Genomic DNA, 21,641 nt, shown 5'->3' with positions numbered 1-21,641 from the left:
ACAAGCCGGTACAAAAGCACTAGATGTCGGGTGCGACCAGGAGCCCGCTTTTCACCGTGTGGATCAGCGCAAGGCGGTCTTCCACCGCCTTGCGCAGGACCTCGCGTCCCCTGAACGGATCCGTCAGGTAACTGGCGTACTGGCTTGCCCGAATCTGCACCTTGAGATGCATCGTCGTCGGTCCGCTCTCCGGCCATGTCACCAGGAACGCCGGATGGCTGTCCGCGCACTCAACGAAAGCAGCGTCAGGGGACGGGAAACAGGAGTCGGCGCCCTGGGCAAGGAACTGTAGATCCTTGTCCTTGAACTCGTAGGTTGCCATGGCTTACTCCCATCGCGCGAAGCCGGGCCCTCAGTGAATCTGCATCCCGCGCATGGCATGAATCCGGCCATGATGCTGCGTCAACGCCTCATACTGGCGCTGCAGCGCCGCGCTGGCCTCTGGCGGCAGCGGCTTCATCATGACGGACTGATACTCGCGCCTGGCGGCATCTTCCTCGTGCTCGCACATGCCCAGCACGGCGTCGTCATTGTTCGGCGACAGCATGTGGCGGAATGCCATCCAGCGGCGGTACAGCATGCCATTCATGCTGCCCCGGTCAGCTGGCGCGCCGCCCATGGCGCTGACCATCGACTGCAGTTCCTTTACCGACGCCCGGTACGATTCCGCGGTGCTGGTCAGAATGTCGCGCAGCGCTGCATCGCGCACTTCGCTGGCGCCGCTCATGCAGGCCAGTTCGCTGTCCTTGCCAGCCTCGATCAGCTGGTTCAGCGCCAAGACAGCTTGTTGCTGGTTGTTGCCCATGGAATTCTCCCAATTTGCATGCCAGCGATGCGCAACTTCGGCGCAAGTCGCCAGGTCTCGCCAACGGACGGACCGCCACGGCGCAACCGGCCGCGAGGGGAACGTCGGAGACGCCATCAACATGAATCAGCCGGTTCGCGCCGGGCCCCATCTGCCTGCCCGTTCAGAGGCAAGGCGTGATTCCATGATAGGAGATGGCTGAACCTCGCTTCAGCCCTTGCCCAGGATTGCCATTGCCTTGTTCGCATCGTCGAGCGAGTCCACCGACACGTACGCGACAAACTGCATCCCGATGACGGAGGCAGAGAATCCGCGCAGGTTGATTCCGCCTTCCGCCAGCTTTCGGGTCAGTTCCGCCACGATGCCGGGCCGGTCCCCGCCCATGATTCGCACCGAATGCAGGCTGTGCGTGACGTTGAAGCCGACCTGGGCAGCTGCACGGATTTCCCTGTCATTCTGCAGCGGTGTCACGAACACGACACCCTTGCCGGGGTCCTCCGGCGTGCGGCGCGCAATCGCGAATTGCAGGTCCGCACCGGCATCGCGCAAGGTCTCCAGTACCTCGGCGAGGCCGCCGGGACGGTCCGGTATGGTTGCCGCCCACACGTCCACGCGTTCCACGAGAAGATCGTTGGTCATTGCTCATTCCTCCAATGCCCTCCTACGAATCTAGCTTATGGCGGCCGCCAGGCAAGCTCCGGGCTCGGCGGACAGCGGCAGGGCGAATTCCTGGAAACTCCCCGTGCCCGGACTTAATATGGACTAGTCGTTTCAGGCAGCAATCGCAGGATAGTGGCACCGACCATACCTGGATGGATGCCATGGAAAGTGAAGGGGGATCGTCATGTCTGAAGGCAAATCGCCACGCCATGCTGCCCAGCAGGAATTGGCCGATGTGTCCGAGGCCGAAATCGCGGTCCATTGGCCCGAGGAGGACTATGTTCCGCCGGCCGGCCAGTTCATTGCGCAGGCCAATCTGACCGATCCCCATATTTTCGAGCGCTTCTCCCTCGAACGTTTCCCCGAGTGCTTCAAGGAGTTCGCAGACCTGCTGGACTGGTACAAATACTGGGAAACGACCCTGGATACCAGCAACCCGCCTTTCTGGCGCTGGTTCGTCGGCGGCAGGATCAACGCCTGCCACAATTGCGTGGATCGCCACCTCGCTGCATACAGGAACAAGACCGCGATTCATTTCGTGCCCGAGCCGGTGGATGAGGCGGTGCATCACCTCACCTACCAGGAGCTCTTTGTTCGCGTCAATGAGCTGGCCGCCCTGCTGCGCGAGTTCTGCGGCCTGAAGGCCGGCGACCGCGTCACGCTGCATATGCCGATGGTGGCCGAACTGCCCATCACCATGCTCGCCTGCGCGCGCATCGGCGTGATTCATTCGCAGGTATTCAGCGGCTTCAGCGGCAAGGCCTGCGCCGAGCGCATCGCGGACTCCGAGAGCCGGCTGCTGATCACCATGGACGCCTATCACCGCGGCGGTGAATTGCTCGATCACAAGGAAAAGGCCGACATCGCCGTGGCAGAAGCCGCCAGCGCCGGTCAGCAGGTCGAGAAGGTCCTGATCTGGCAGCGCTACCCGGGCAAGTATTCCAGTGCCGCCCTACTGGTGAAGGGCCGCGATGTCATTCTCAATGACGTGCTCGCCGGGTTCCGCGGCAGGCGTGTCGAGCCCGAGCCGATGCCGGCGGAGGCGCCGCTGTTCCTGATGTACACGAGCGGCACGACGGGCCGGCCCAAGGGCTGCCAGCATTCCACTGGCGGCTATCTGTCCTATGTGGCGTGGACCTCTAAGTACATCCAGGATATCCACCCCGAGGACGTCTACTGGTGCATGGCCGATATTGGCTGGATCACCGGGCATTCCTACATCGTCTATGGCCCGCTCGCGCTCGCCGCTTCGTCTGTCGTCTATGAAGGCGTGCCGACCTGGCCCGACGCCGGCCGGCCCTGGCGTATTGCGGAAAGCCTTGGCGTCAATATCTTCCACACCTCGCCCACCGCAATCCGCGCGCTGCGGCGCAACGGGCCCGACGAGCCGGCGAAGTACGACTGCCATTTCAAGCACATGACCACGGTGGGCGAGCCGATCGAGCCCGAAGTCTGGAAGTGGTACCACCGTGAAGTCGGCAAGGGCGAGGCGGTGATCGTGGACACCTGGTGGCAAACCGAGAATGGCGGCTTCCTCTGCAGCACGCTGCCGGGCATCCACCCGATGAAGCCCGGCAGCACTGGCCCGGGGATCCCGGGCATTCATCCGGTGATCTTTGACGAGGAAGGCAATGAGGTCCCGGCCGGCTCGGGCAAGGCGGGCAACATCTGCATCCGCAATCCCTGGCCGGGCATATTCCAGACCGTCTGGAAGGATCCGGACCGCTACGTGCGCCAGTACTATGCGCGCTACTGCAAGAATCCCGACAGCAAGGACTGGCACGACTGGCCGTATATGGCGGGCGATGGCGCAATGCAAGCGGCGGACGGCTACTTTCGCATCCTTGGCCGCATCGACGACGTGATCAATGTTTCCGGCCATCGCCTCGGCACCAAGGAGATCGAATCCGCAGCACTGCTGGTGCCGGACGTCGCCGAGGCGGCGGTGGTGCCGGTGGCCGACGAGGTCAAGGGCAAGGTGCCTGATCTCTATGTATCGCTCAAGCCGGGACTGTCGCCTTCCACCAAGATCGCGAACAAGGTCTCGGCCGCGGTGGTATCCCAGATTGGCGCGATTGCGCGTCCGCATCGGGTCGTGATTGTTCCCGACATGCCCAAGACACGCTCGGGCAAGATCATGCGCCGCGTGCTGGCGGCGATCTCCAACCACCAGGAGCCTGGCGACGTATCCACGCTTGCCAATCCGGAGGTCGTCGAGAAGATCAGGGAGCTGGCGACATAGGATGGCGCTCCTGCCGGCGGCTCCCGGCACGCCGCTCACTTCCGCTCATCGGCACCCCCTGCCCCGAGCGCCTCGAGCAGCGGCCGCAAGGCATCGAGTTCCGCGCCAAAGCCGCTCCAGTCCCCCGCCTTCAAACGCTCGACGGCGCGGTCATAGTGCGCGAGTGCTTCGCGCGCGCGGGCGTTCGCTGCGCCCTGCGCCGGAATCGCCGCCGGCGCGGATTCCTTGAACAGGGCCGCAAGCGCTGCGCCCAGGGTGTCCTCCATGACCACGCGATCGCCATAGGCGGCGATCACCCGCTTGAGTTCGGGCAACTGGCCGGACTCCGCACGCAGGTAGAGCGGCGAGACATAGAGGATGGAGTTCTCGATCGGCACGACCTGCAGATGGCCGCGGATGACGCGCGAGCCCATCTGGTTCCACAGCGAAATCTGCTGCGAGATCTCGGTATTCTGCTGGATGCGCGCCTCGATCTGGAACGGCCCGTAGACCAGCCTTTCCTTGGGGAAGGTGTAGGCGACGAGCTTGCCGTAGCTGGGGGGATCGGAGCGCGCAGCCAGCCAGGCGATCATGTTCTCGCGCTGGCTCGGCACCATCGGCAGCATCAGGACGAACTCGGCGCGCGGTTCGTCCGGCAGCCGCAGGATCATGTAGTAGGGCATCATCCGCGCGGCGGGCGTGTTCCCTGTGCTCATGCCGGTCAGCTGGCGAGGAAACTCCCACAGATCCTCGCGGTTATAGAAGACTTCTGCCGCTTCCATGTGGTAGGCGCGGTAGATCCGCGCCTGGATCAGGAACAGGTCCTCAGGGTAGCGGATATGCCGCTGCAGGTCCTGCGACATGGCGCCCAGCGGCCTGAACATGCCCGGGAAGATGCGCTGGTACACCTGCACGATCGGATCGGCCGGGTCGCTGGTGTAGAAGTCGACCGTGCCGTTGTACGCATCGATCACGACCTTGACGGCGTTGCGGATGTAGTTGGCGCCGCCACCGGTGCCGGGCTGCGAATAAGGGAACCAGCGGCTGGTGGTGTAGGCATCCTGGATCCAGTAGAGGCGACCGTCGCTCACGACCACATAGGGGTCATGGTCGAGGCTGAGGAACGGCGCAATCGTGCGCACGCGGTCCCGGATATTGCGATGGAGCAGGATGCGGCTTTCCTGCGTGATGTAGCCGCTCAGCAGGATATTGGGATCGCCGAGATGCCAGGCGAACAGGGTCCGGCGCGCGATGCCGCCGATTCCGATGCCGTCGCGCCCGCGGTAGGCCGTATAGACGTTGTCCTTGCCCTTGGGGTAGTCGAACTCGGGCACGCTGCCTTTGACGATGACATAGCCTTTGCCGCCTTCACCGAAATAGAGGCGCGGCTCCTGGATGACCGGGCCGCCGTCGGAGAGCGGGGGAATGTCATGCAGATAGAGCGAGGGCAGGCCTTCGGCGGATTTCTCGGTGACCGGCGACATCACCACGCCATTGCCATGGGTGAACAACAGATGCAGGTTCACCCAGGTCTGGGCATTGGCCGGAATCAGTGCCGGCTCAAGCTCCCGCGCCGACAGCATGACCTGCTGGTAGCCTGCGCCGAGCTGGTAGCGGTCGATGTCCGTCGCGAGGAACTTGTAATAGGTCCTGATCTCCTGCAGCTGCGCATAGGTATCGCGCAGCGGCTGCAGGTCCCACAGGCGGATGTTGTCGATGGTCGGCCGATTGGCCTGGAGCGCGGCGAGATTCAGGTTCTGTTCGACCGGAAACGGCTTTACCTCGATCTGCGTCAAGCCATAGGCCTCGCGCGTCAGCGCAATATTGTGTTGGAGATACGGTGTCTCGAGTTGCAGCTCGTTCGGCTTGACATAGAAACGCTGGAACAGTGCCGGCCAGATCGTGCCGAGCACGATTGCGCTGCCGACCACCAGCAGCGCCGCGGCCGCAGGCACCCGGTAGTCCCGCCAGCGCATATTGGCCCACGAAGCGGCGGCAGCCGCGGCAGCCAGGCCGAATTGCAGCCACAGGAGCGGCAGCCCGACATGGACATCGGTATAGCTCGCGCCGACCACGACCCCGTTGTCGCCGTAGAGCAGCATGAAGCGGTCGAGCCAGTAGGACCACGCCTGCAGCGCGAAGAACAAGCCGAGCAATGCCGATCCATGGGTAGCGGCCGCCGGCGAAAGCCCGCGCGGCGACCGGACCAGCGCGATGTCGCCGCGCAAGCCGTAGACCACGCCGGCAACTACTGCGCTGCAGCACAGCAGCAGGAGCAGCCAGTTCCTCAGTGCAAGATACGCCGGCAGCGTGAAGAAGTAGAAACCGATGTCCTTGGCGAAGATCGGATCGGTCTTGCCGAAAGGCACCTGATGGAAATAGCGCAGCGCAATGGCCCAGCTCGACAGTTCACCGACTGCCATGAGCAGCCCCACCAGGACGGCGACGCCGGCAATGGCGGCGCGCCAGGGGACGCGCGCCGCAATCTCGCCAACCGGCTGGCCCAGGACCTCCGGCCTCCAGGCCTGCGCCTGGCTCGCGCTGCGGTGCGCCAGCCAGCCCGATAGCCAGAGCGCGCCTGCCGAAACGGCGAATACGGCAAGGAACAGAAGCGCCTGGGTGGCGAATATCGTGCGGAACACCCCGGCGTAGCCAACCGAGGCAAACCACAGCCAGTCAACGATGAGGCCGGCGACGCGGCCGACAGCGATCAGCGCGACGATGGCGGCAACAACCCAGGTCGCAAGGCGTCTCAGGCGCGTGGCGTCCCTCGCTGGCGAGCGCATCGATCAAGCTCCTTTGCGGCACCGTCGCCCGAGCTGCCGCGCAGCCATGCATGGGTCCGGGGCAAATCGTGCAGCCTGAATCATTGTAGGCGAGGCAATCAGGCCGGGTTGATGCTGCGTCTCACCGCCGCGGGGGCAATTCATCAAGTATCTTTCCCGGCAGGTCGACTTGCTTTTCGTGACGACGATTTCAGCTCAGTCGTCGGGCCAAAGGAGACCGCGTCGTTTGATAAAATTCAATCGTTGAGTCTTGCAAGTCCCGGAAAGGGGACAAGCCCTATGCGCTGCGCAAGCTGCGGGTTCGAGAATCCGGCAGGTGCCAAGTTCTGCGAGGAATGTGGCGCCAGGCTTGTGCGTGCCTGCCCGGCCTGCGGGCAAGAGGCTAGCGCGAGCGCCAAGTTCTGCAGCGAATGCGGCGCGCCGCTGACCCCGTCAAGCGCGACGCCCCCGATCACCACACTTGCGCCCAGCGCCCCCGTCGACTACACACCTTCCTATCTGGCCGAGCGCATCCGGGCGGCGCAGGCGGACCTGGAAGCCCGCGGCGAGGCGGACGGCGAGCGCAAGACGGTGACCGCGCTGTTCGCCGACATGGCCGGCTCGACCGCGCTAATCCATGACCTGGATCCCGAAGACGCGCGCCGCCTGATCGACCCGGTGCTGGCGCTGATGATGGAGGCCGTGCATCACTATGAAGGTTATGTGGCCAGGTCGATGGGCGATGGCATCCTGGCGCTGTTCGGCGCGCCGATCGCGAACGAAGACCATCCGCAGCGGGCCTTGCTGGCGGCGCTGCGCATGCAGGAGGCCATGCGCCGCTACGCCGATGGGGTGCGTCTGGCCCAGGGGATCGCGCTGCAGATCCGCGTCGGCGTCAACTCCGGCGAAGTGGTGGTGCGCGCGATCCGCACCGAGGATTTGCACACCGACTACGACCCGGTGGGCAATTCGATCCACATTGCTTCGCGCATGGAGGGCATTGCGGTGCCCGGCTCGATTGTCGCGAGCGAACACACCCACAACCTGACCGAAGGCTATTTCGCCTTCAAGGCGCTCGGCGCGACGGCGATCAGGGGGCTGCCCGAGCCGCTCGCGGTGTTCGAAGTCCTCGGCCTCGGCCCGCTGCGCACCCGGCTGCAGGTGTCGGCCAGCCGCGGGCTGGCGCGCTTTGTCGGCCGCGCTCGCGAGCTCGAGCAGCTGCGCGAAGCGCGCGCGCGGGCGCAAGCCGGACACGGCCAGATCGTCGGCGTGGTCGGCGAGCCGGGGGTCGGCAAGTCGCGGCTATGCCTCGAGTTCAAGCAGCTCGCGCCGCGCCAATGCCTGGTGCTGGAAACCTTCTCGGTATCACACGGCAAGGCCTATCCGTATCTGCCGCTGATCGAGCTGCTGCGGAACTACTGCGAGATCACGGCGCAAGACAATGAGCGCCGGCGGCGCGAGAAGCTGACCGGCAAGGTCCTGACCCTGGATCGCGCGCTGGAAGACACCCTGCCCTATCTGTTCCACCTGCTTGGTGCCGCCGAGCCGAACTCGGTGCTGGCGCAGATGGACGCCCAGGTCCGCCGGCAGCGTACTTTCGAGGCAATCAAGCGGCTGCTGGTGCGCGAGAGCCTGGCCCAGCCGCTGGAGCTGATCGTCGAGGATCTGCAGTGGCTCGACAGCGAGACCGAGGCCTTCCTTGGTTTTCTCGGCGAGAGCGTGGCCAGCGCCCGCATCCTGCTGCTGGTCAATTACCGGCCCGAGTACCGGCACGACTGGGGCCGCAAGAGCTACTACACCCAGCTGCGGCTGGATCCCCTGGACGAAGCCGACGCCCGGGAACTGCTGCGGGCCTTGCTGGGCGACTCCGCCGGACTCGCACCGCTCGAGCACCTGATCCTGGAACAGACCGAAGGCAACCCCTTCTTCATCGAGGAAGTAGTGCAGACGCTGATCGAGGAGAACGTGCTGCGCGGCGAGCGCGGTCATTACCGTCTCGAGCAGATCCCGACCATGCTGCACATCCCGACCACCGTGCAGGGGGTGCTCGCCGCCCGCATCGACCGCCTGCAGCCGGCCGAGAAAGCGCTGCTGCAGACCCTGGCGGTGGTCGGCAAGGTATTTCCCTGGAGCCTGCTCGCACGCGTCATCGAGCAGCCCGAGGACACAATCAAGAACCTGCTGACGCGGCTGCAAGCCGGGGAATTTATCTACGAGCAGCCGGCGTTTCCGGAGGTGGAGTACAGCTTCAAGCATGCGCTGACCCAGGAAGTGACCTACGGCTCGCTGCTGAGCGAGCGGCGCCGTGCGCTGCATGAGCGCACCGCCCAGGCGATCGAGGCCCTGTTTGAGGCCCGGCTCGAAGAACACTGCAGCGATCTGGCGCATCATTTCAGCCGCAGCGGCAACGCGCCGAAGGCAGTGGAATACTTGCATTGCGCCGGGCGGCAGGCGGCGCAGCGCTCTGCCAATGCCGAAGCGGTCGCCCACCTGACCAAGGCCCTCGCCTTGCTCAAGACGTTGCCTGATGGTCCCGAACGCGCACGGCAGGAACTTGCACTGCAGATCACGCTCGGTCCGGCCTGGATGTCCACCCATGGACTCGCTGCCCCGGAAGTCGAGGCGACTTACACCCGCGCGCTGGCACTGTGTCGACAACTCGGGGAAGCGAATCAGCTCTTCCCCGCCTTGATGGGGCTGCGCACGTCGCTCATCGTCCGCGGGGAGCTGTCGACCGCACACGAGTTGGGCAAACAACTCCTGACGCTGGCCCAGGAGGCGCAGGACCCGGCGTTGCTGGTACAAGCCTATCGGGCGGTGGGCGTCAGCTTGCTCGCTCTCGGCGAACTGGGCGCTGCCCGCACGCAGCTGGAACAGGCCCTGGTGCTCTATGACTCGGGCAAGTGCCAGTCGCCTGCCTTCTTCCTGGAGCCCGGTGTGCTGGCGCTGGCCTGCCTGGCCCTGGACCTGTGGCTGCTCGGCTATCCGGACCAGGCCCTCGCGCGCAGCGAGGAGATGCTCGCGCTGGCCCGGACCTTGTCCCACCCTCCTGACTCGGCCAATGCCCTGACCTTCGCCGCCATGCTTCGCCTGTACCGCGGCGAGACGCAGCCGATGCATGAACTGGTTGAAGCACTTCTCGCCCTCTCGACCGAGCACGGCTTCCCGTTCTGGCTGACTTCCGGAACCATCCTCTCGGGCTGGACGCTGGTCGCGCAGGGACGCACGGCGGAAGGCATCGAGACGATGCAGCAGGGCCTGAGCGCCTACCGGGCCACCGGGGCAGCGATTTGGCAGACACATTTCCTGGCGCTGCTGGCCGAAGCCCACGGGAAAGCGGGACAGGCCGAGGCAGGGCTGCAGATGCTGGCCGAGGCGCTGGCCGTGGCGGACCGAACCCACGAGCGCCTGTACGAGGCGGAGCTGTATCGGCTCAAGGGGGAACTGACGCTGCTGCAGCCAGGCTGCGCGGGCGCGGCGGGCACCGGCCGGGACGAGGCCGAGGCCTGCTTCCAGCAGGCGATTGCGATCGCGCGCCGCCAGGGCGCCCTGTCGCTGGAGCTGCGCGCGGTGATGTCCCTGAGCCGGCTGTGGCGGCAACACGGCAAGGAGGTCGACGCCCGCGAGATGCTGGCCGAGGGCTACGGCCGGTTCACCGAAGGCTTCGACACCGCGGACCTGCAGCAGGCCAAGGCGTTGCTCGCCGAGCTGGACTGAAGATCATGAGGGAGCTGTCCAACCACCTGCCCCGACCTGATTCGAGCATCTGATTCTAAGGATATGCTGATCTGAGGAATAGAATTACAATTCCTGTCGATTTTGAACGACAGTTCGCACGCCTGTGCTCCTGCCCGCAAATATCATGGACACGTACCCAGAACAAGACCAAGGTGCCTGCCATGCCGACCGGATCTCCCCTGACTGCCGCCCCTCCGGCAACTCTCCCGCATCTCCCCTCGCCAGCCGCGCCGCTCGACCAGCTGGCGCTCAATCTCGAGGCCACCTTCGCCCACAGCGCGCGCATGGTGGCCGGCCACATCGCCATGCACCTGCCGGACACCGACACGCTGCTTGCAACACTGCCGCCAGGCGCCCTGCTCGGCAAGCCGGATACCTATGCCCGCCACCTGGTCCATGCCGACCCGCTGGAGCGCTTCTCGGCGATGGTGCTGGTCTGGCGCCCGGGCCAGGCCAGCCCCGTGCACGGCCATCGCACCTGGTGTGCCTACCGCGTGCTGCGCGGCACGCTGAGCGAACAGCACTACCGGTGGGATCCCGCCAGCCGGCAGGCGCGCCATGCCAACACCGTCACGCGCATGGCCGGCGATACCTTCAGCGTGCCGGCCGGGCTGCAGCATATCCATGCGCTGGGCAATGCCAGCGACGAGATCGCCGTGTCCCTGCACCTCTACGGCGTGCACCGCGACCACATTGCCACCGGCGTGAACCTGCTGGTGGCGACCGCCGACGCCTAGCTTTTTCCGCGCGTAGCCGCGCCGCATGCGCGCGCCTGCCCACCCTCACCTGAACCGCTACGCGCCATGGACCGCTACGACAAACAGATTCTCGCCATCCTGCAGGAAGACGCCACCGTGCCGGTGGCAGAGATCGGCGAACGCGTCGGCCTGACCTCGACGCCATGCTGGCGCCGGATCCAGCGGCTGGAAGACGCCGGTCTGATCCGCAAACGCGTGGCACTGCTCGACGCCGACAAGCTCAATGCCGGGGTCACGGTCTTTGTCTCGGTCCGCACCAGCCAGCACAACGTGAAATGGCTGGCGCAGTTCCACGGGCTGGTGGCATCGATCCCGGAAGTGACCGAGTTCTACCGCATGGCCGGCGATACCGACTACCTGCTGCGCGTGGTGGTGCCGGATATTGCCGCCTACGACCGCGTCTACAAGAAGCTGATCCAGGGCGCCGAGCTGGCCGACGTCAGTTCCAGCTTTGCGATGGAGCAGATCAAGTACACCACGGCGCTGCCGCTCGATTATGCGTAGGCCGGCACCGGCCCTTCATGCGCACATGTCAGCTAAGTGAACTTGAACGCCAGCGAAATAATGATCGGCCCCAGCACCGGCAGCAGCACGTTGGCAATGGCATAGGTAATGGTGTAGCCCAGCAACGGCACCGAGCTGTGGCTGGCGGCCAGGATGGCGCTGATCGCCGGGGTGCTCACGTGCTGCCCGGCAATCGCGCCAACCAGCAGCGGGCCTTCGATCTTCAGGATCTTGTGCCCGATCCACAAGGACAGGCACGCCGGCCCCAGCGACACGGCCAGCCCGATCAGCGGCAGCACCGCGCCGTGCTCCCGGATCAAGGAGATCGCATCCGGCCCGGCGGACAAGCCGACGCATGCGACAAAGACCGCCAGGCCCAGGTCCTTCAGGATCTGCACGGCCGACCTCGGGAAGGTGCCGCGCGACGGCCTTCTTGAATTGATCCATCCGAACACCAGGCCGCTGAGCAGCGCCCCGCCCCCGCTGCCAAGCGAAATATGCATCCCGCCAAGGCTCAGGCTCAGGGTTCCCACCAGCAGGCCTGCCAGGATGCCCAAGCACAGGAAGACCAGGTCGGTGACCTCGGTTGCCTTCGCTTCCACGCCGATTCCGGCAATGGCTTCGGACAGCGACGGCTCCAGGCCGACGATGGTGACCACATCCCCATGCTGCAGCGGCGTGGAACGCGTAATCGGCAGCGACATCCCCGAGCGCCGCACCTGCAGGATCCAGACTTCACGCAGGCGGCGTGCGCCGGCCAGGCGGGCCAGTTCGCCGATGGTCTTGCCGTTGACCCTGGGCTTGTTCACGATGACCTGCTTTTCGACCAGCTGGATGGCATCCGTGTGGGCCTCGGGCAGCAGGACTTCGGGCCCGATCAGGGCTGCCGCCTTCAGCAGGTTGCTGCGGATCCCGACCATGGCCAGGATATCGCTGGCCTGGACCTTGTCGTCATCGCCAAGCTCGATGCTGGTGCCATCACGCAGCACCGTGACGATGGACGCCCGGCCACCCACCTGTTGCTGCAGCTCGCTCACCGTCATGCCGGCGGCCTGGTGCACGGAATAGGCGCGCCCGATCAGGCGCGGCAGCGCGGGTTGCGTCGCGACGTCGTCCTCGGACGCGGCATCCATCTTCGCGGCGACTTCCCTGGCGGCCTTGCGCAGATCGATGCCCAGCAAGGCCGGCGCGATCTGGCTGGTGAAGAACACAATGCTGATCAGGCCGACCAGGTAGGTCAGCGTATACGCCGTGGCGATATTGGCCTCGTAGCGGCTCACGGTGGCGGCGTCCAGCCCCAGGTGCTTCAGCGCTTCGGCGGCGGTGCCGACCACGGCCGATTCCGTCGCCGCACCGGCGGCCAGGCCGGCGGCGGCGCCGGGATCGAAGCCCAGGTAGGCGGCCGCACCGATGGCGATGGCGAGCACGACGATGGCTTCCACCACCGGCAGGACCATATAGCGCAGGCTCGACCGGTTCAGGTTGGCAAAGAACTGCGGCCCGCCGGAGTAGCCCATGGCGAAGATAAACAACGCGAAGGCCATGTCCTTGAGCTCGCCGTGCATCTGGCAACCGGTCTGCCCCATGAACAGCGCGACGATCAGCGTGCCGCAGACTCCCCCTAGCTGGATCGGGCCCACGCGTGCCTTGCCGATGAAGTAACCCAGGCCCACGGTGATGAAGAGCACCATCAACGGGTTGCCTGCAAACAGATCAACGGAGCATTTCATAGGGGGCGTCGCTTGCGGGGGGCTTGTTGTCAGGGATTGAGCGGAGGCAGTGCGCGTATGGCTTGCCGGTGCCGGCGCACCGGTGCCCTGGCGGCATGGCGGCGCAGGGCGTGGGCCAACGGGGTGCCATTCCAGGCGGCCTGGGCCGGCATCGCGCCGTAGAGATGGCGTTGCAGGCCGGTCACGGCATCGGCAAGGGCGGCATCGCCGAGCGACTCTGCCCACGCTGCGGGGGTGGTGCCATGGGCGGCGCGCGTCCATGCCCCCAGCGCCTGGCTGGCGGCAGCGGCATTGCCTGCCTGGCAGGCTTGCAGCGTTGCTTCCAGCTGCGCGTCGGCACCTTCGGCGCGGGCGCGCTTGCGCTCGGCCAGCCGCTGGCGCAGCCGGGCCAGCGCCGGCCGCATACGCCACCACGACAGCCCGGCTGCCAGCACAGCCACCAGCCCCACTGCCCCCCACAGCAACGTCCGCCAGGGCAAGCCGCCCTCGCCCGGAAGCGCGCCGGCAGACGGACCGCCCGGGGCCAGCGCGCTGCCCGCGCGCACGGCAGCCACTACCACCTTGATCGCGGGCGCTTCGGACTTTGCCGGCTTGCGTGTGGTCGGATCGACCCAATCCACTGTCACCGCCGGCAGCGTGTAGGTACCGGTCCGCTCGAACACGTAGGTGATGGCATCCACGCGCGTGCCGCCCGGCCCGGGCGCGTCCTGGGCGTGATCGGACAGCCGCGCATCGGCGCTGAAGACCCGCACCCCGCGCGGCGCCGCGGCGTGCGGTGGATGGATCATCATGGCCTGGGTCTGCGGCGCAAAGGTGGTGACGGTGCGCACCAGGGCATCGCCCGCGCGCAGCCGCACGGTGCCTTCGTCGGAGGCGTGGTCCAGCGCCTGCGTCACGGTGAGCCGGGCCACCGGCAGCAAGGGCCCTCCGGTTCCGGCGCCGGCCTTCACCGCGCCGCCGGCTCCCGCGCTGATCCGCGTGGGCGGGAAGGTCACGCTGCCCTCGCGCGGCGCGCCGTCGTCGCCTGCATAAGTGAAGCGCACGGTCGCGGATGGCAGCTCGAAGTCGCCGTCCTGCTCGGCGGTAAAGGCATAGGTCTTGCGGATGCCGGCGTAGGCAACGCCATCGATGGTTTCGATCGAGTTCAGCGCGCGCTGGTCAGGCATGGTGACGACGGCGCCCGGCACCTGGAGCACCGGGAAGGCCGGCGCCGACATGAAGAAGTTGGGCGCCAGGATGGTGACATCGATGCTGACCTGCTGGCCGACCAGCACCGGCTGCTTCGCGCCCACTTCCACGCGCACGATGGGCTCGGCGGCACGCGCCAGCAAGGGCAGCAGCAATGCCGCCATCAGCAAGACCAGCGGCGCAAGCTGCCGCAGCCACGCGCGCTGACACACGGCGCGGCCGCTCATGGCTGCCCCTGCTGCGGTGCGGCCTGCCCGCGCTGCAGCGCGAACTTGCGCTGCAGCAGGTCGGTCGGCGTGCTCTGGATCGCGCGCATCCACATCTCGGCGTCCTGCGTCAGGCCGATATGCATGGACTGGCCGCCCTGCTCCGGCGGCTTCGCGGCGTCGTACTTGATTTCATCCGGCGGCACGTCGGGGGGCTCTTCCTGGTCGTCGGGCTCTGGCTTGTCTTTCGGCTTCTGCTGCGCCAGCAGCTTTTCCATCAGTGCCAGGTTGGCTGTGGCCGCCGGCCATTGCGGCTGGCGCCTGAGGGCCTGGCGGTAGCGCGCGGCGGCTTGCTGGTACTGACCCTGCCGCGCCAGCGCATTACCCTGGTTGTAGTCGGCCTGCGGTGAATCGACCAGCGCGAAGCTCTGCACCGCCTGCGCGTACTGGCCGGCGCGATACTGGGCGACGCCGCGCCACATCGCATCGTCGAACAGCGTCGCGGCGCGCGCGAAGTCGCCCTGCTCGAAGGCGCGGCGGCCTTGCTGGTCATGCGTCAGCCACAGGTCGGCAAAGCGCCACGGCCGCGCGGCATCGGCCTGCTGTGCGCGCAAGCCCGGCTGCGGTGCGGCGAGCGCCAGCGCCAGCAGCAGGCCGGCGCTCCAGCGCACGGTCCAGCCCTTGCGGAACCACAGCATGGCCAGCAGCGTGACCGGCAGCACCAGCCACCAGCCTTCATCCTTCCAGCGCGTGCGGTCGCCAGCCTGCATCTGTTCGAGGTGCGACTGCACATGGCGCTGCACCCACGCCACGTCGTCGTCGCTGCCGGGCGTGAAGGTGGCGAGCGGTGCGCCGCTGTCGTCGCCGAAGCGCTTGAACGCCGCCACGTCCAGCCGCGCGAACACGCGCGCGCCGTCCTGTTCGACATAGCCGCCCTCTGCATTGCGCAGCGGCCCGCCCGGTTCCGTGCCGATGGCCAGCACCACCGGCTGGCTGCGGCCGCTGTCCGCCTGCGTGCGGAAGGCCCTGGCGGCGGCGGGGTCCACGCCGTCGGTCAGGAACAGGATGGTGCCGGGCACCGGCTCATGCGCCAGGTCGGCGTCGATGGTGCGCAGCGCCTGTGCCATGTCGCGCCCCGGCACCGGCATGATGCGGGTCTGCAGCGCATCGACAAAGGTCTGCAGCAGGTTGGTGTCGTCCGTCAGCGGCAGCACCAGGTGGGTGGAGCCGGCATAGGCATAGATCGCCGTGCGGCCGCCGTCGCGGCGCGCCAGCAGCGCCTTGATCTTGAGCTTGGCGCGCTCCAGCCGCGTGGGCGTGACGTCCACTGCGTCCATGGTGCGCGACAGGTCCACGGCGATCGCCAGCGGCGCCTTGTCGTCCAGGAACGGCGGGCGCTCCTGCCGACAGCTCGGCCCTGCCAGCGCGATGGCGCCGAGTGCCAGCAGCAGCGCGGTCAGGTGGACCGGGCGCAGCGCCACGCGGCGGCGTTCGCCGATCATCAGCGCGTCGAGCAGGTGCGGCGCGATGGTCTGGCGCCAGCGCCGCCGCACGTCGCCGCGGCGCTGCACCGCCCACACCAGCAGGGCTGCCGGCACCAGTACCAGCAGCCACCACGGGCGCAGGAAATGGAAGTGCGCAAGCGTGTCGAGCAGGGCTTGCATCAGCGCCCCTCCCCGCCGGCATTCACCATCTCGTCGTCGGCGCCTTCAGCCGAATGGCGCGGGCGCGACAACCACGCCGAGTAGCCGAACATCAGCAACTGGTACGCCAGCACCAGCGCCAGCGCTGCCCCCAGCGGCCACATGAACAGCTCGCGCCGCGGCCGCCATGACAAGGTCTTCTGGTTGTGCGGCGTGATCCGGTCCAGCGTCGCGTAGATGGTCTCCAGCCCGGCCTGGTCGGCGCCGAAGAAGTAGCGCCCGCCGGTCTGCGCGGCCAGCCGCTGCAGTACGCCGAGATCGACCTTCTCCTCGCCCGAAGCATTGGGATCGCCGATGCCGATGGTATGCACCACCACCTTGCGCTCCCTGGCGATCCCCCCCGCGCGCTCGGGCGGCATCCGGCTGGCGGTGTCGTTGCCGTCGGTCAGCACGATCAGCACTTTCTCGGGCGCTTCGCTGTGCTCGAACATCTTGATGCCGAGCCCGATGGCATCGCCCAGCGCCGTGCTCGGCCCGGCCATGCCCGGCAGCAGGCCGGTGATCAGCGTCTGCACCAGTGGGTGATCCAGCGTGAACGGTGCCAGCGGGTACGGTGCGTCGCCAAACACGATCAGGCCGATGCGGTCGCCCGGGCGCCTGGCGACAAAGCCGCTCACCACCTGCCGCACCGCCTGCACGCGCGGGATCAGCGCGCCGGACGGGTCGCGGAAGTCGCGCGTGTCCATCGACTGCGACAGGTCCAGCGCGATCAGCAGGTCGCGCGCCGGCTGCACCTTCTGGATCGGCGCCTCCAGGAACTGCGGCCGCGCCAGCGCCGTCACCACCAGCACCCACGCCAGCGGCGCCAGCACCCATTGCAGCCGGTTGCGGCGCGGCACCACGGCCCCGGTGGCCGGGGTCAGGCCGGCGGCGCTGGCCACCTCGCCAAAGAACGGCAGGCGCACCGACGGGCTTTCCTCGCGGTACGGCGGCAGCCACCACCACAGCAGCAACGGCAGCGGCAGCAGCACGAAGAGCCAGGGGTATTCAAACTGGTACATGGTGCTCCGCAATCCAGCGCCGGCACGCGCCGGCCACCGCCTGCACCTGCGTCTCGGGCCATTGCGCCAGCACCGCGTCGTCGCGGTATTCGGCGTCCTGCACCAGCGCAGCCAGCAGCGGCGCGGCATCCTGGGCGCGCCCGGCGTGTGCCTGCAGGAATTCGGCCCAGCCGGCGCCGGCCAGGCTAGCAACCTGGGCGCGCGGCCACGCGGCCAGCGCCGTGCGCTTGAGCAGCGCCGCCATCTGCCGCAGCGCTGCGACGCGGTGCGCGGGGTCAGCGCCCAGCGGCAGTCCTGCCAGTTCGGCCAGCGCCTCGCGCCGGTAGCGGTTGGCGCGGTAGCGCCGCCACGCGCGCCAGCCGGCCCAGGCCAGGACCAGCAGCAGCAAGCCGCCGGCGATCGGCCAGCCGATGGTTTGCGGCACCCACGATGGGGGCGGCGGCACGGCTACGTCGGCAAGGGTGGCCAGCGTAGCGACGCCCGTGCTGTCTTCGACGCCCGCTGCGGTGCTGTGCGTGAGGCTCATCGCGCCGCTCCTGCGCGTTGCCGCACCGGCGTCTGCTGCAGCGGGCGGCCCAGCAGCCGGCGCAGCTGCAGCGCCGTTTCCTCTGCCGCCGACAGCGGCAGCAGCGGCACGCCGATGGCGTGGTGCCAGTCCAGCAGCGCCTTGGCGTGCGTATCGACAAACTCCGCAATGCTGCGTCGCGTGGCCGCATGGCCGAAGCCCAGCTCCACCTGCAGTTCGCCGTCGCTGACCACCAGCTGGCCGGACTCCGGCAACTCGCTCAGGAATGGATCGTGGACCAGGATGGTCAGCACGTCGTTGCGCGCGGCCATTTCCAGCATCAGGTCGCGGGTGTGGTCGTCATGGCCGTCGAAATCGCTGATGACGATGACCAGGCAGTCGTGGCGCGCCATGCGCGCGGCGCGCTCCAGCGCCGCGTTCAGCTGCCCCGCGGCGCGCCGCGATGGTGCGTCGGCGCGCAGGGCCTGGTTGAAGCGCGCAATGCCGCCCAGCAGCTGCTGCACGGCTTCGCGGCTGCGGCGCGGAGTGAACTCCTCGGCCTTCGCATCGCCGAACACCACGCCGCCAACGCGGTCGCCTTCGGCCAGCACGCGCCAGGCGGCCAGCGCCGCGGCCTCGGCGGCGCTGACCGACTTCATCGCGCGCCGGCTGCCGAAGAACATATTGATGCGCTGGTCCACCACCAGCAGCACTGGGCGGTCCTTTTCCTCGGTGTAGACGCGCACGTGCGGCTGGCCGGTGCGCGCGGTCACGCGCCAGTCCATGCTGCGGATATCGTCGCCGGGCAGGTACAGGCGCAGTTCCTCGAAGGTCAGCCCGCGTCCGCGCACCTTGGAGGCGTGGCGGCCGGCCAGCACGCTGTGCACCGGCTGGCGCGGCAGGAAGTGGAAGTCGCGCGCGGCCACTTCCAGCGCGGCCAGTGCCGCTGCATCCACGCTGACGCCCGGCGTGGCGCGGCTGGCCGCGTCATGGGCGTCCGGCACGGGCGAGCGGGTCCGGGATCGAAGGTTGGCGCGCATGCGGTCGCCTCCGGCGGATCAGGCTACGGCGACCTGCTGCACCAGGCGGTCGATGACAGCGTCAGCCGTGATGCCGGCGGCATGCGCTTCGTACGACAGGATCAGCCGGTGGCGAAAAACTTCGTGCACGATGGCCTGCACGTCTTCCGGCGTGACGAAGTCCCGCCCGCGCAGCCACGCATGCGCCCGCGCCACCTTGTCGAGCCCGATCGACCCGCGCGGGCTGACTCCGATCTGGATCCAATTGTCGAGATCGTCGTCGACCTGCTTGGGCTCGCGGGTGGCGTGCACCAGTGCCACCACATAGCGCGCCACGGCATCGCTCACGTGAATCGCATGAATCTCGGCACGGGCCGCGAAGATGATGTCCTGCGCAAGCTTGTGCGCCTGCGTCGCCGTACCTGCAGCACCGTCGGCAACTTCCTCGCCGCGCGCCAGCCTGACGATCTCGCCTTCAGCATCCGCCTCCGGATAGCCAACGTTGACGTGCATCAGGAAGCGGTCCATCTGCGCCTCAGGCAGCGGATAGGTGCCTTCCTGCTCGATGGGGTTCTGCGTGGCCATGACCAGGAACAGCCGATCGAGCTTGTGCGTGGCGCCGCCCACGGTAACCTGCCGCTCTTCCATGGCCTCGAGCAAGGCCGCCTGCACCTTGGCCGGCGAGCGATTGACCTCGTCGGCCAGGATCAGGTTGGCAAAGACCGGCCCGGGCTGGAAGCGGAACTCGCCCTTGCCGGCCTCGCTGAAATAGACCTCCGAACCGGTAATATCGGCCGGCAGCAGGTCGGGGGTGAACTGAATGCGTGACAGCCGCGCATCCAGGTTTTTTGCCAGCATCTTGATGGCGCGGGTCTTGGCCAGCCCGGGCAGGCCCTCGACCAGCAGATGGCCGTCGGCGAGCAGGCCGAGCAGCAGCCGCTCGATCATGCGTTGCTGGCCGACGATGGATTCGCCCATGCGCTGTTGCAGGGCCAGTACGTCGTCGCGAATGCTCATCAGTAAGTCCCTGGGCTGTGGATGACCGTCGGCGGCCATGCAAGGCCGCCGACGGATCTTCTTTGCTTACTTCGCTTTGGAGGGCTGGTCCAGGCTCTTGGTCAGGGCCTCCATCATCTGGTCGATGCTGAAGCTCGCCGGACGCTGGGACGGCGGATAATCCTTGAAGGTCTGGAGGAACGGTGCCACCCGCCATACGCCGTACTGAATCAGATAGGCATTCTTGCCAAGCCAGTCATAGTACTGGTCGGACACGACGTCGGCGCGCTCGTAAGGATCCATGCGCAGATTGAAGACCTTCGGCGCCCGCAGGCAGGTGAAGGGATTGGACCATACCTCGAACCCGCCAGGCTTGCGCTGCTCGCAGAAGACAATCTTGAAGTCGTTGTAGCGATAGGCGACCAACATGCCGTCGTCATTGAAGTAGTAGAAATCGCTACGCGGTCCGGTCTTGGACTGCCCGGTGAGGTACGGCACGAAGTTGTAGCCGTCCAGATGCACCTTGAAGGACTTGCCGCCAACGCTGGTCCCCTTCAACAGGCGCTCCTTGATGTCGGTATCGCCGGCCGCTGCGAGCAGCGTGGGGAACCAGTCAAGGCCCGAGATCATCGTGGTAGACACCGTGCCAGGCTGGATGCGTCCCGGCCAGCGAACCATGGCCGGCACGCGGAACGCGCCTTCCCAGTTGGTGTCCTTTTCACTGCGGAACGGCGTGGTGGCGGCATCCGGCCATGACCACTGGTTCGGGCCGTTATCGGTGGTGTAGATGACGATGGTATTTTCGGCCAGCTTCAGGTCATCCAGCGTCTTGAGCAGTTTGCCGACGTGGCCGTCATGTTCGATCATGCCATCGGCGTAATCGTTGCCGGCCATGCCGCTCTGGCCCTTCATGGAAGGCCGCACGTGGGTGAACAGGTGCATGCGCGTGGTGTTCATCCACACAAAGAAGGGCTTGTCGGCCTTCGCCTGCTTGGTGATGAAGTCGGCTGCCGCCTGCGTGGTTTCGTCGTCGATCGTCTCCATCCGCTTCCTGTTCAGTGGGCCGGTATCTTCGATCTTGCCATCCGCAAAGGAGTGAAGCACACCACGCGGAGAGTTCCCCTTGGTGAAGTTGGTGTCGTTCTTGGGATAGTAGGGTTGCTCCGGCTCCTCTTCCGCATTCAGGTGGTAGAGATTGCCGAAGAACTCGTCAAAGCCATGCGCCGTCGGCAGGTATTCGTCGCGGTCGCCGAGGTGGTTCTTGCCGAACTGGCCAGTTGCATAGCCAAGCGGCTTCAGCGCCTGGGCGATCGTCACGTTCTGCGCCTGCAGGCCGACCTTCGCGCCGGGAATGCCAACCTTCAGCAGGCCGGTGCGCAGGCCCACTTCACCAGTGATGAAGGTGGAACGGCCCGCCGTGCAGCTGTTTTCGGCGTAGTAGTCCGTGAACATCATGCCTTCGCGGGCAATGCGGTCGATGTTTGGCGTGCGATAGCCCACAACGCCGTGACTGTAGGCGCTGATATTGGTCTGCCCGACGTCGTCACCGAAAATCACCAGGATATTGGGCTTCTTGCCTGAGGCAGCTCCGGCCGGGGCCGCCGGCGCGGAGCCGGTGCCCGCGGGAGTCGGGGCTTCCAGGGCAACAGGCGGATTCTCTTTGGCCGGTGCCGGCGCCGCCGCGGTGGGCGGTGCACCGGACGGCTGCGCCGCAGCCGGCGCCTCCGCAGGCGCCTTGGCTTCCTCAGCCTTTTTGCAGCCCGCAATGGTCAGAATGGCGACTGCCATCACGGCCATAGCAAAGCGGCACCCCTGCCTCTTCCCGTTTGCTTCCTTCGCTTG

General features: G+C 66.8%; 16 protein-coding genes. 4 read left to right on the top strand and 12 right to left on the bottom strand.

The features are described 5' to 3' along the window. Window positions 1-19: 19 nt before the first annotated feature. The 3 genes from AC3WLE_RS28645 to AC3WLE_RS28635 all read right to left on the bottom strand — a co-directional run bounded on the left by AC3WLE_RS28645 (window position 20) and on the right by AC3WLE_RS28635 (window position 1,444). The gene (locus AC3WLE_RS28645) at window positions 20-322 is read right to left on the bottom strand and encodes a hypothetical protein (protein WP_010811581.1); all 303 of its coding nucleotides are present in this window, start codon (window positions 320-322) and stop codon (window positions 20-22) included. Between the two features lie 30 nt (window positions 323-352). Then, a complete protein-coding gene (locus tag AC3WLE_RS28640) occupies window positions 353-805 on the bottom strand; it encodes a PA2169 family four-helix-bundle protein (RefSeq protein WP_011615190.1) in 453 nt (150 codons plus the stop codon). Window positions 806-1,015: 210 nt separating this feature from the next. Further along, the gene (locus tag AC3WLE_RS28635) at window positions 1,016-1,444 is read right to left on the bottom strand and encodes an ACT domain-containing protein (protein WP_492320222.1); all 429 of its coding nucleotides are present in this window, start codon (window positions 1,442-1,444) and stop codon (window positions 1,016-1,018) included. Window positions 1,445-1,649: 205 nt separating this feature from the next. Between AC3WLE_RS28635 and acs the strand changes: the two genes are divergently transcribed. Next, window positions 1,650-3,707: an acetate--CoA ligase gene (gene acs / locus AC3WLE_RS28630; RefSeq protein ID WP_492357262.1), complete on the top strand. Its 2,058-nt coding sequence runs from the start codon at window positions 1,650-1,652 to the stop codon at window positions 3,705-3,707. A gap of 35 nt (window positions 3,708-3,742) precedes the next feature. On the opposite strand, the gene AC3WLE_RS28625 is transcribed toward acs, so the two are convergent. Further along, the gene (locus AC3WLE_RS28625; protein ID WP_492320220.1) at window positions 3,743-6,472 is read right to left on the bottom strand and encodes a UPF0182 family membrane protein; all 2,730 of its coding nucleotides are present in this window, start codon (window positions 6,470-6,472) and stop codon (window positions 3,743-3,745) included. 279 nt (window positions 6,473-6,751) lie between these two features. Here AC3WLE_RS28625 and AC3WLE_RS28620 point away from each other — a divergent pair, with 279 nt between their 5' ends. The 3 genes from AC3WLE_RS28620 to AC3WLE_RS28610 all read left to right on the top strand — a co-directional run bounded on the left by AC3WLE_RS28620 (window position 6,752) and on the right by AC3WLE_RS28610 (window position 11,451). Next, window positions 6,752-10,168: an adenylate/guanylate cyclase domain-containing protein gene (locus tag AC3WLE_RS28620; protein WP_492357266.1), complete on the top strand. Its 3,417-nt coding sequence runs from the start codon at window positions 6,752-6,754 to the stop codon at window positions 10,166-10,168. A gap of 182 nt (window positions 10,169-10,350) precedes the next feature. Then, the gene (locus AC3WLE_RS28615; protein ID WP_492320219.1) at window positions 10,351-10,926 is read left to right on the top strand and encodes a cysteine dioxygenase family protein; all 576 of its coding nucleotides are present in this window, start codon (window positions 10,351-10,353) and stop codon (window positions 10,924-10,926) included. Between the two features lie 66 nt (window positions 10,927-10,992). After that, window positions 10,993-11,451: an Lrp/AsnC family transcriptional regulator gene (locus tag AC3WLE_RS28610; RefSeq protein ID WP_010811575.1), complete on the top strand. Its 459-nt coding sequence runs from the start codon at window positions 10,993-10,995 to the stop codon at window positions 11,449-11,451. Between the two features lie 32 nt (window positions 11,452-11,483). Here AC3WLE_RS28610 and aspT read toward each other — a convergent pair whose 3' ends face one another. The 8 genes from aspT to AC3WLE_RS28570 form a co-directional block, all read right to left on the bottom strand. Next, window positions 11,484-13,181, bottom strand: coding sequence for an aspartate-alanine antiporter (gene aspT, locus AC3WLE_RS28605; RefSeq protein ID WP_492357261.1), 1,698 nt, complete (start codon window positions 13,179-13,181; stop codon window positions 11,484-11,486). A gap of 29 nt (window positions 13,182-13,210) precedes the next feature. After that, window positions 13,211-14,596: a BatD family protein gene (locus tag AC3WLE_RS28600; protein WP_492353136.1), complete on the bottom strand. Its 1,386-nt coding sequence runs from the start codon at window positions 14,594-14,596 to the stop codon at window positions 13,211-13,213. Then, window positions 14,593-16,239 carry a VWA domain-containing protein gene (locus AC3WLE_RS28595; RefSeq protein ID WP_492357260.1) on the bottom strand — a complete coding sequence of 549 codons (1,647 nt, stop codon included), beginning with the start codon at window positions 16,237-16,239 and terminating at the stop codon, window positions 14,593-14,595. The genes AC3WLE_RS28600 and AC3WLE_RS28595 overlap by 4 nt, the downstream gene beginning before the upstream one ends. Beyond that, window positions 16,239-17,279, bottom strand: a complete 1,041-nt coding sequence (locus AC3WLE_RS28590; RefSeq protein ID WP_492357259.1) for a vWA domain-containing protein — start codon at window positions 17,277-17,279, stop codon at window positions 16,239-16,241. Before AC3WLE_RS28590 ends, AC3WLE_RS28595 begins: the two co-directional genes overlap by 1 nt. Continuing rightward, window positions 17,266-17,805, bottom strand: a complete 540-nt coding sequence (locus tag AC3WLE_RS28585) for a DUF4381 domain-containing protein (protein ID WP_492357258.1) — start codon at window positions 17,803-17,805, stop codon at window positions 17,266-17,268. The genes AC3WLE_RS28590 and AC3WLE_RS28585 overlap by 14 nt, the downstream gene beginning before the upstream one ends. After that, on the bottom strand, window positions 17,802-18,824 hold the full coding sequence (locus AC3WLE_RS28580; RefSeq protein WP_492357257.1) for a DUF58 domain-containing protein: 1,023 nt from the start codon (window positions 18,822-18,824) through the stop codon (window positions 17,802-17,804). The genes AC3WLE_RS28585 and AC3WLE_RS28580 overlap by 4 nt, the downstream gene beginning before the upstream one ends. 18 nt (window positions 18,825-18,842) lie before the next feature. Continuing rightward, window positions 18,843-19,820, bottom strand: a complete 978-nt coding sequence (locus AC3WLE_RS28575) for an AAA family ATPase (protein WP_492357256.1) — start codon at window positions 19,818-19,820, stop codon at window positions 18,843-18,845. Window positions 19,821-19,886: 66 nt separating this feature from the next. Beyond that, on the bottom strand, window positions 19,887-21,596 hold the full coding sequence (locus AC3WLE_RS28570) for an arylsulfatase (protein ID WP_492357265.1): 1,710 nt from the start codon (window positions 21,594-21,596) through the stop codon (window positions 19,887-19,889). Window positions 21,597-21,641: the final 45 nt, after the last annotated feature.

This window comes from Cupriavidus sp. FW306-1B-F12B, assembly GCF_058781795.1.
This window is presented reverse-complemented; position numbering and strand designations above follow the sequence as displayed.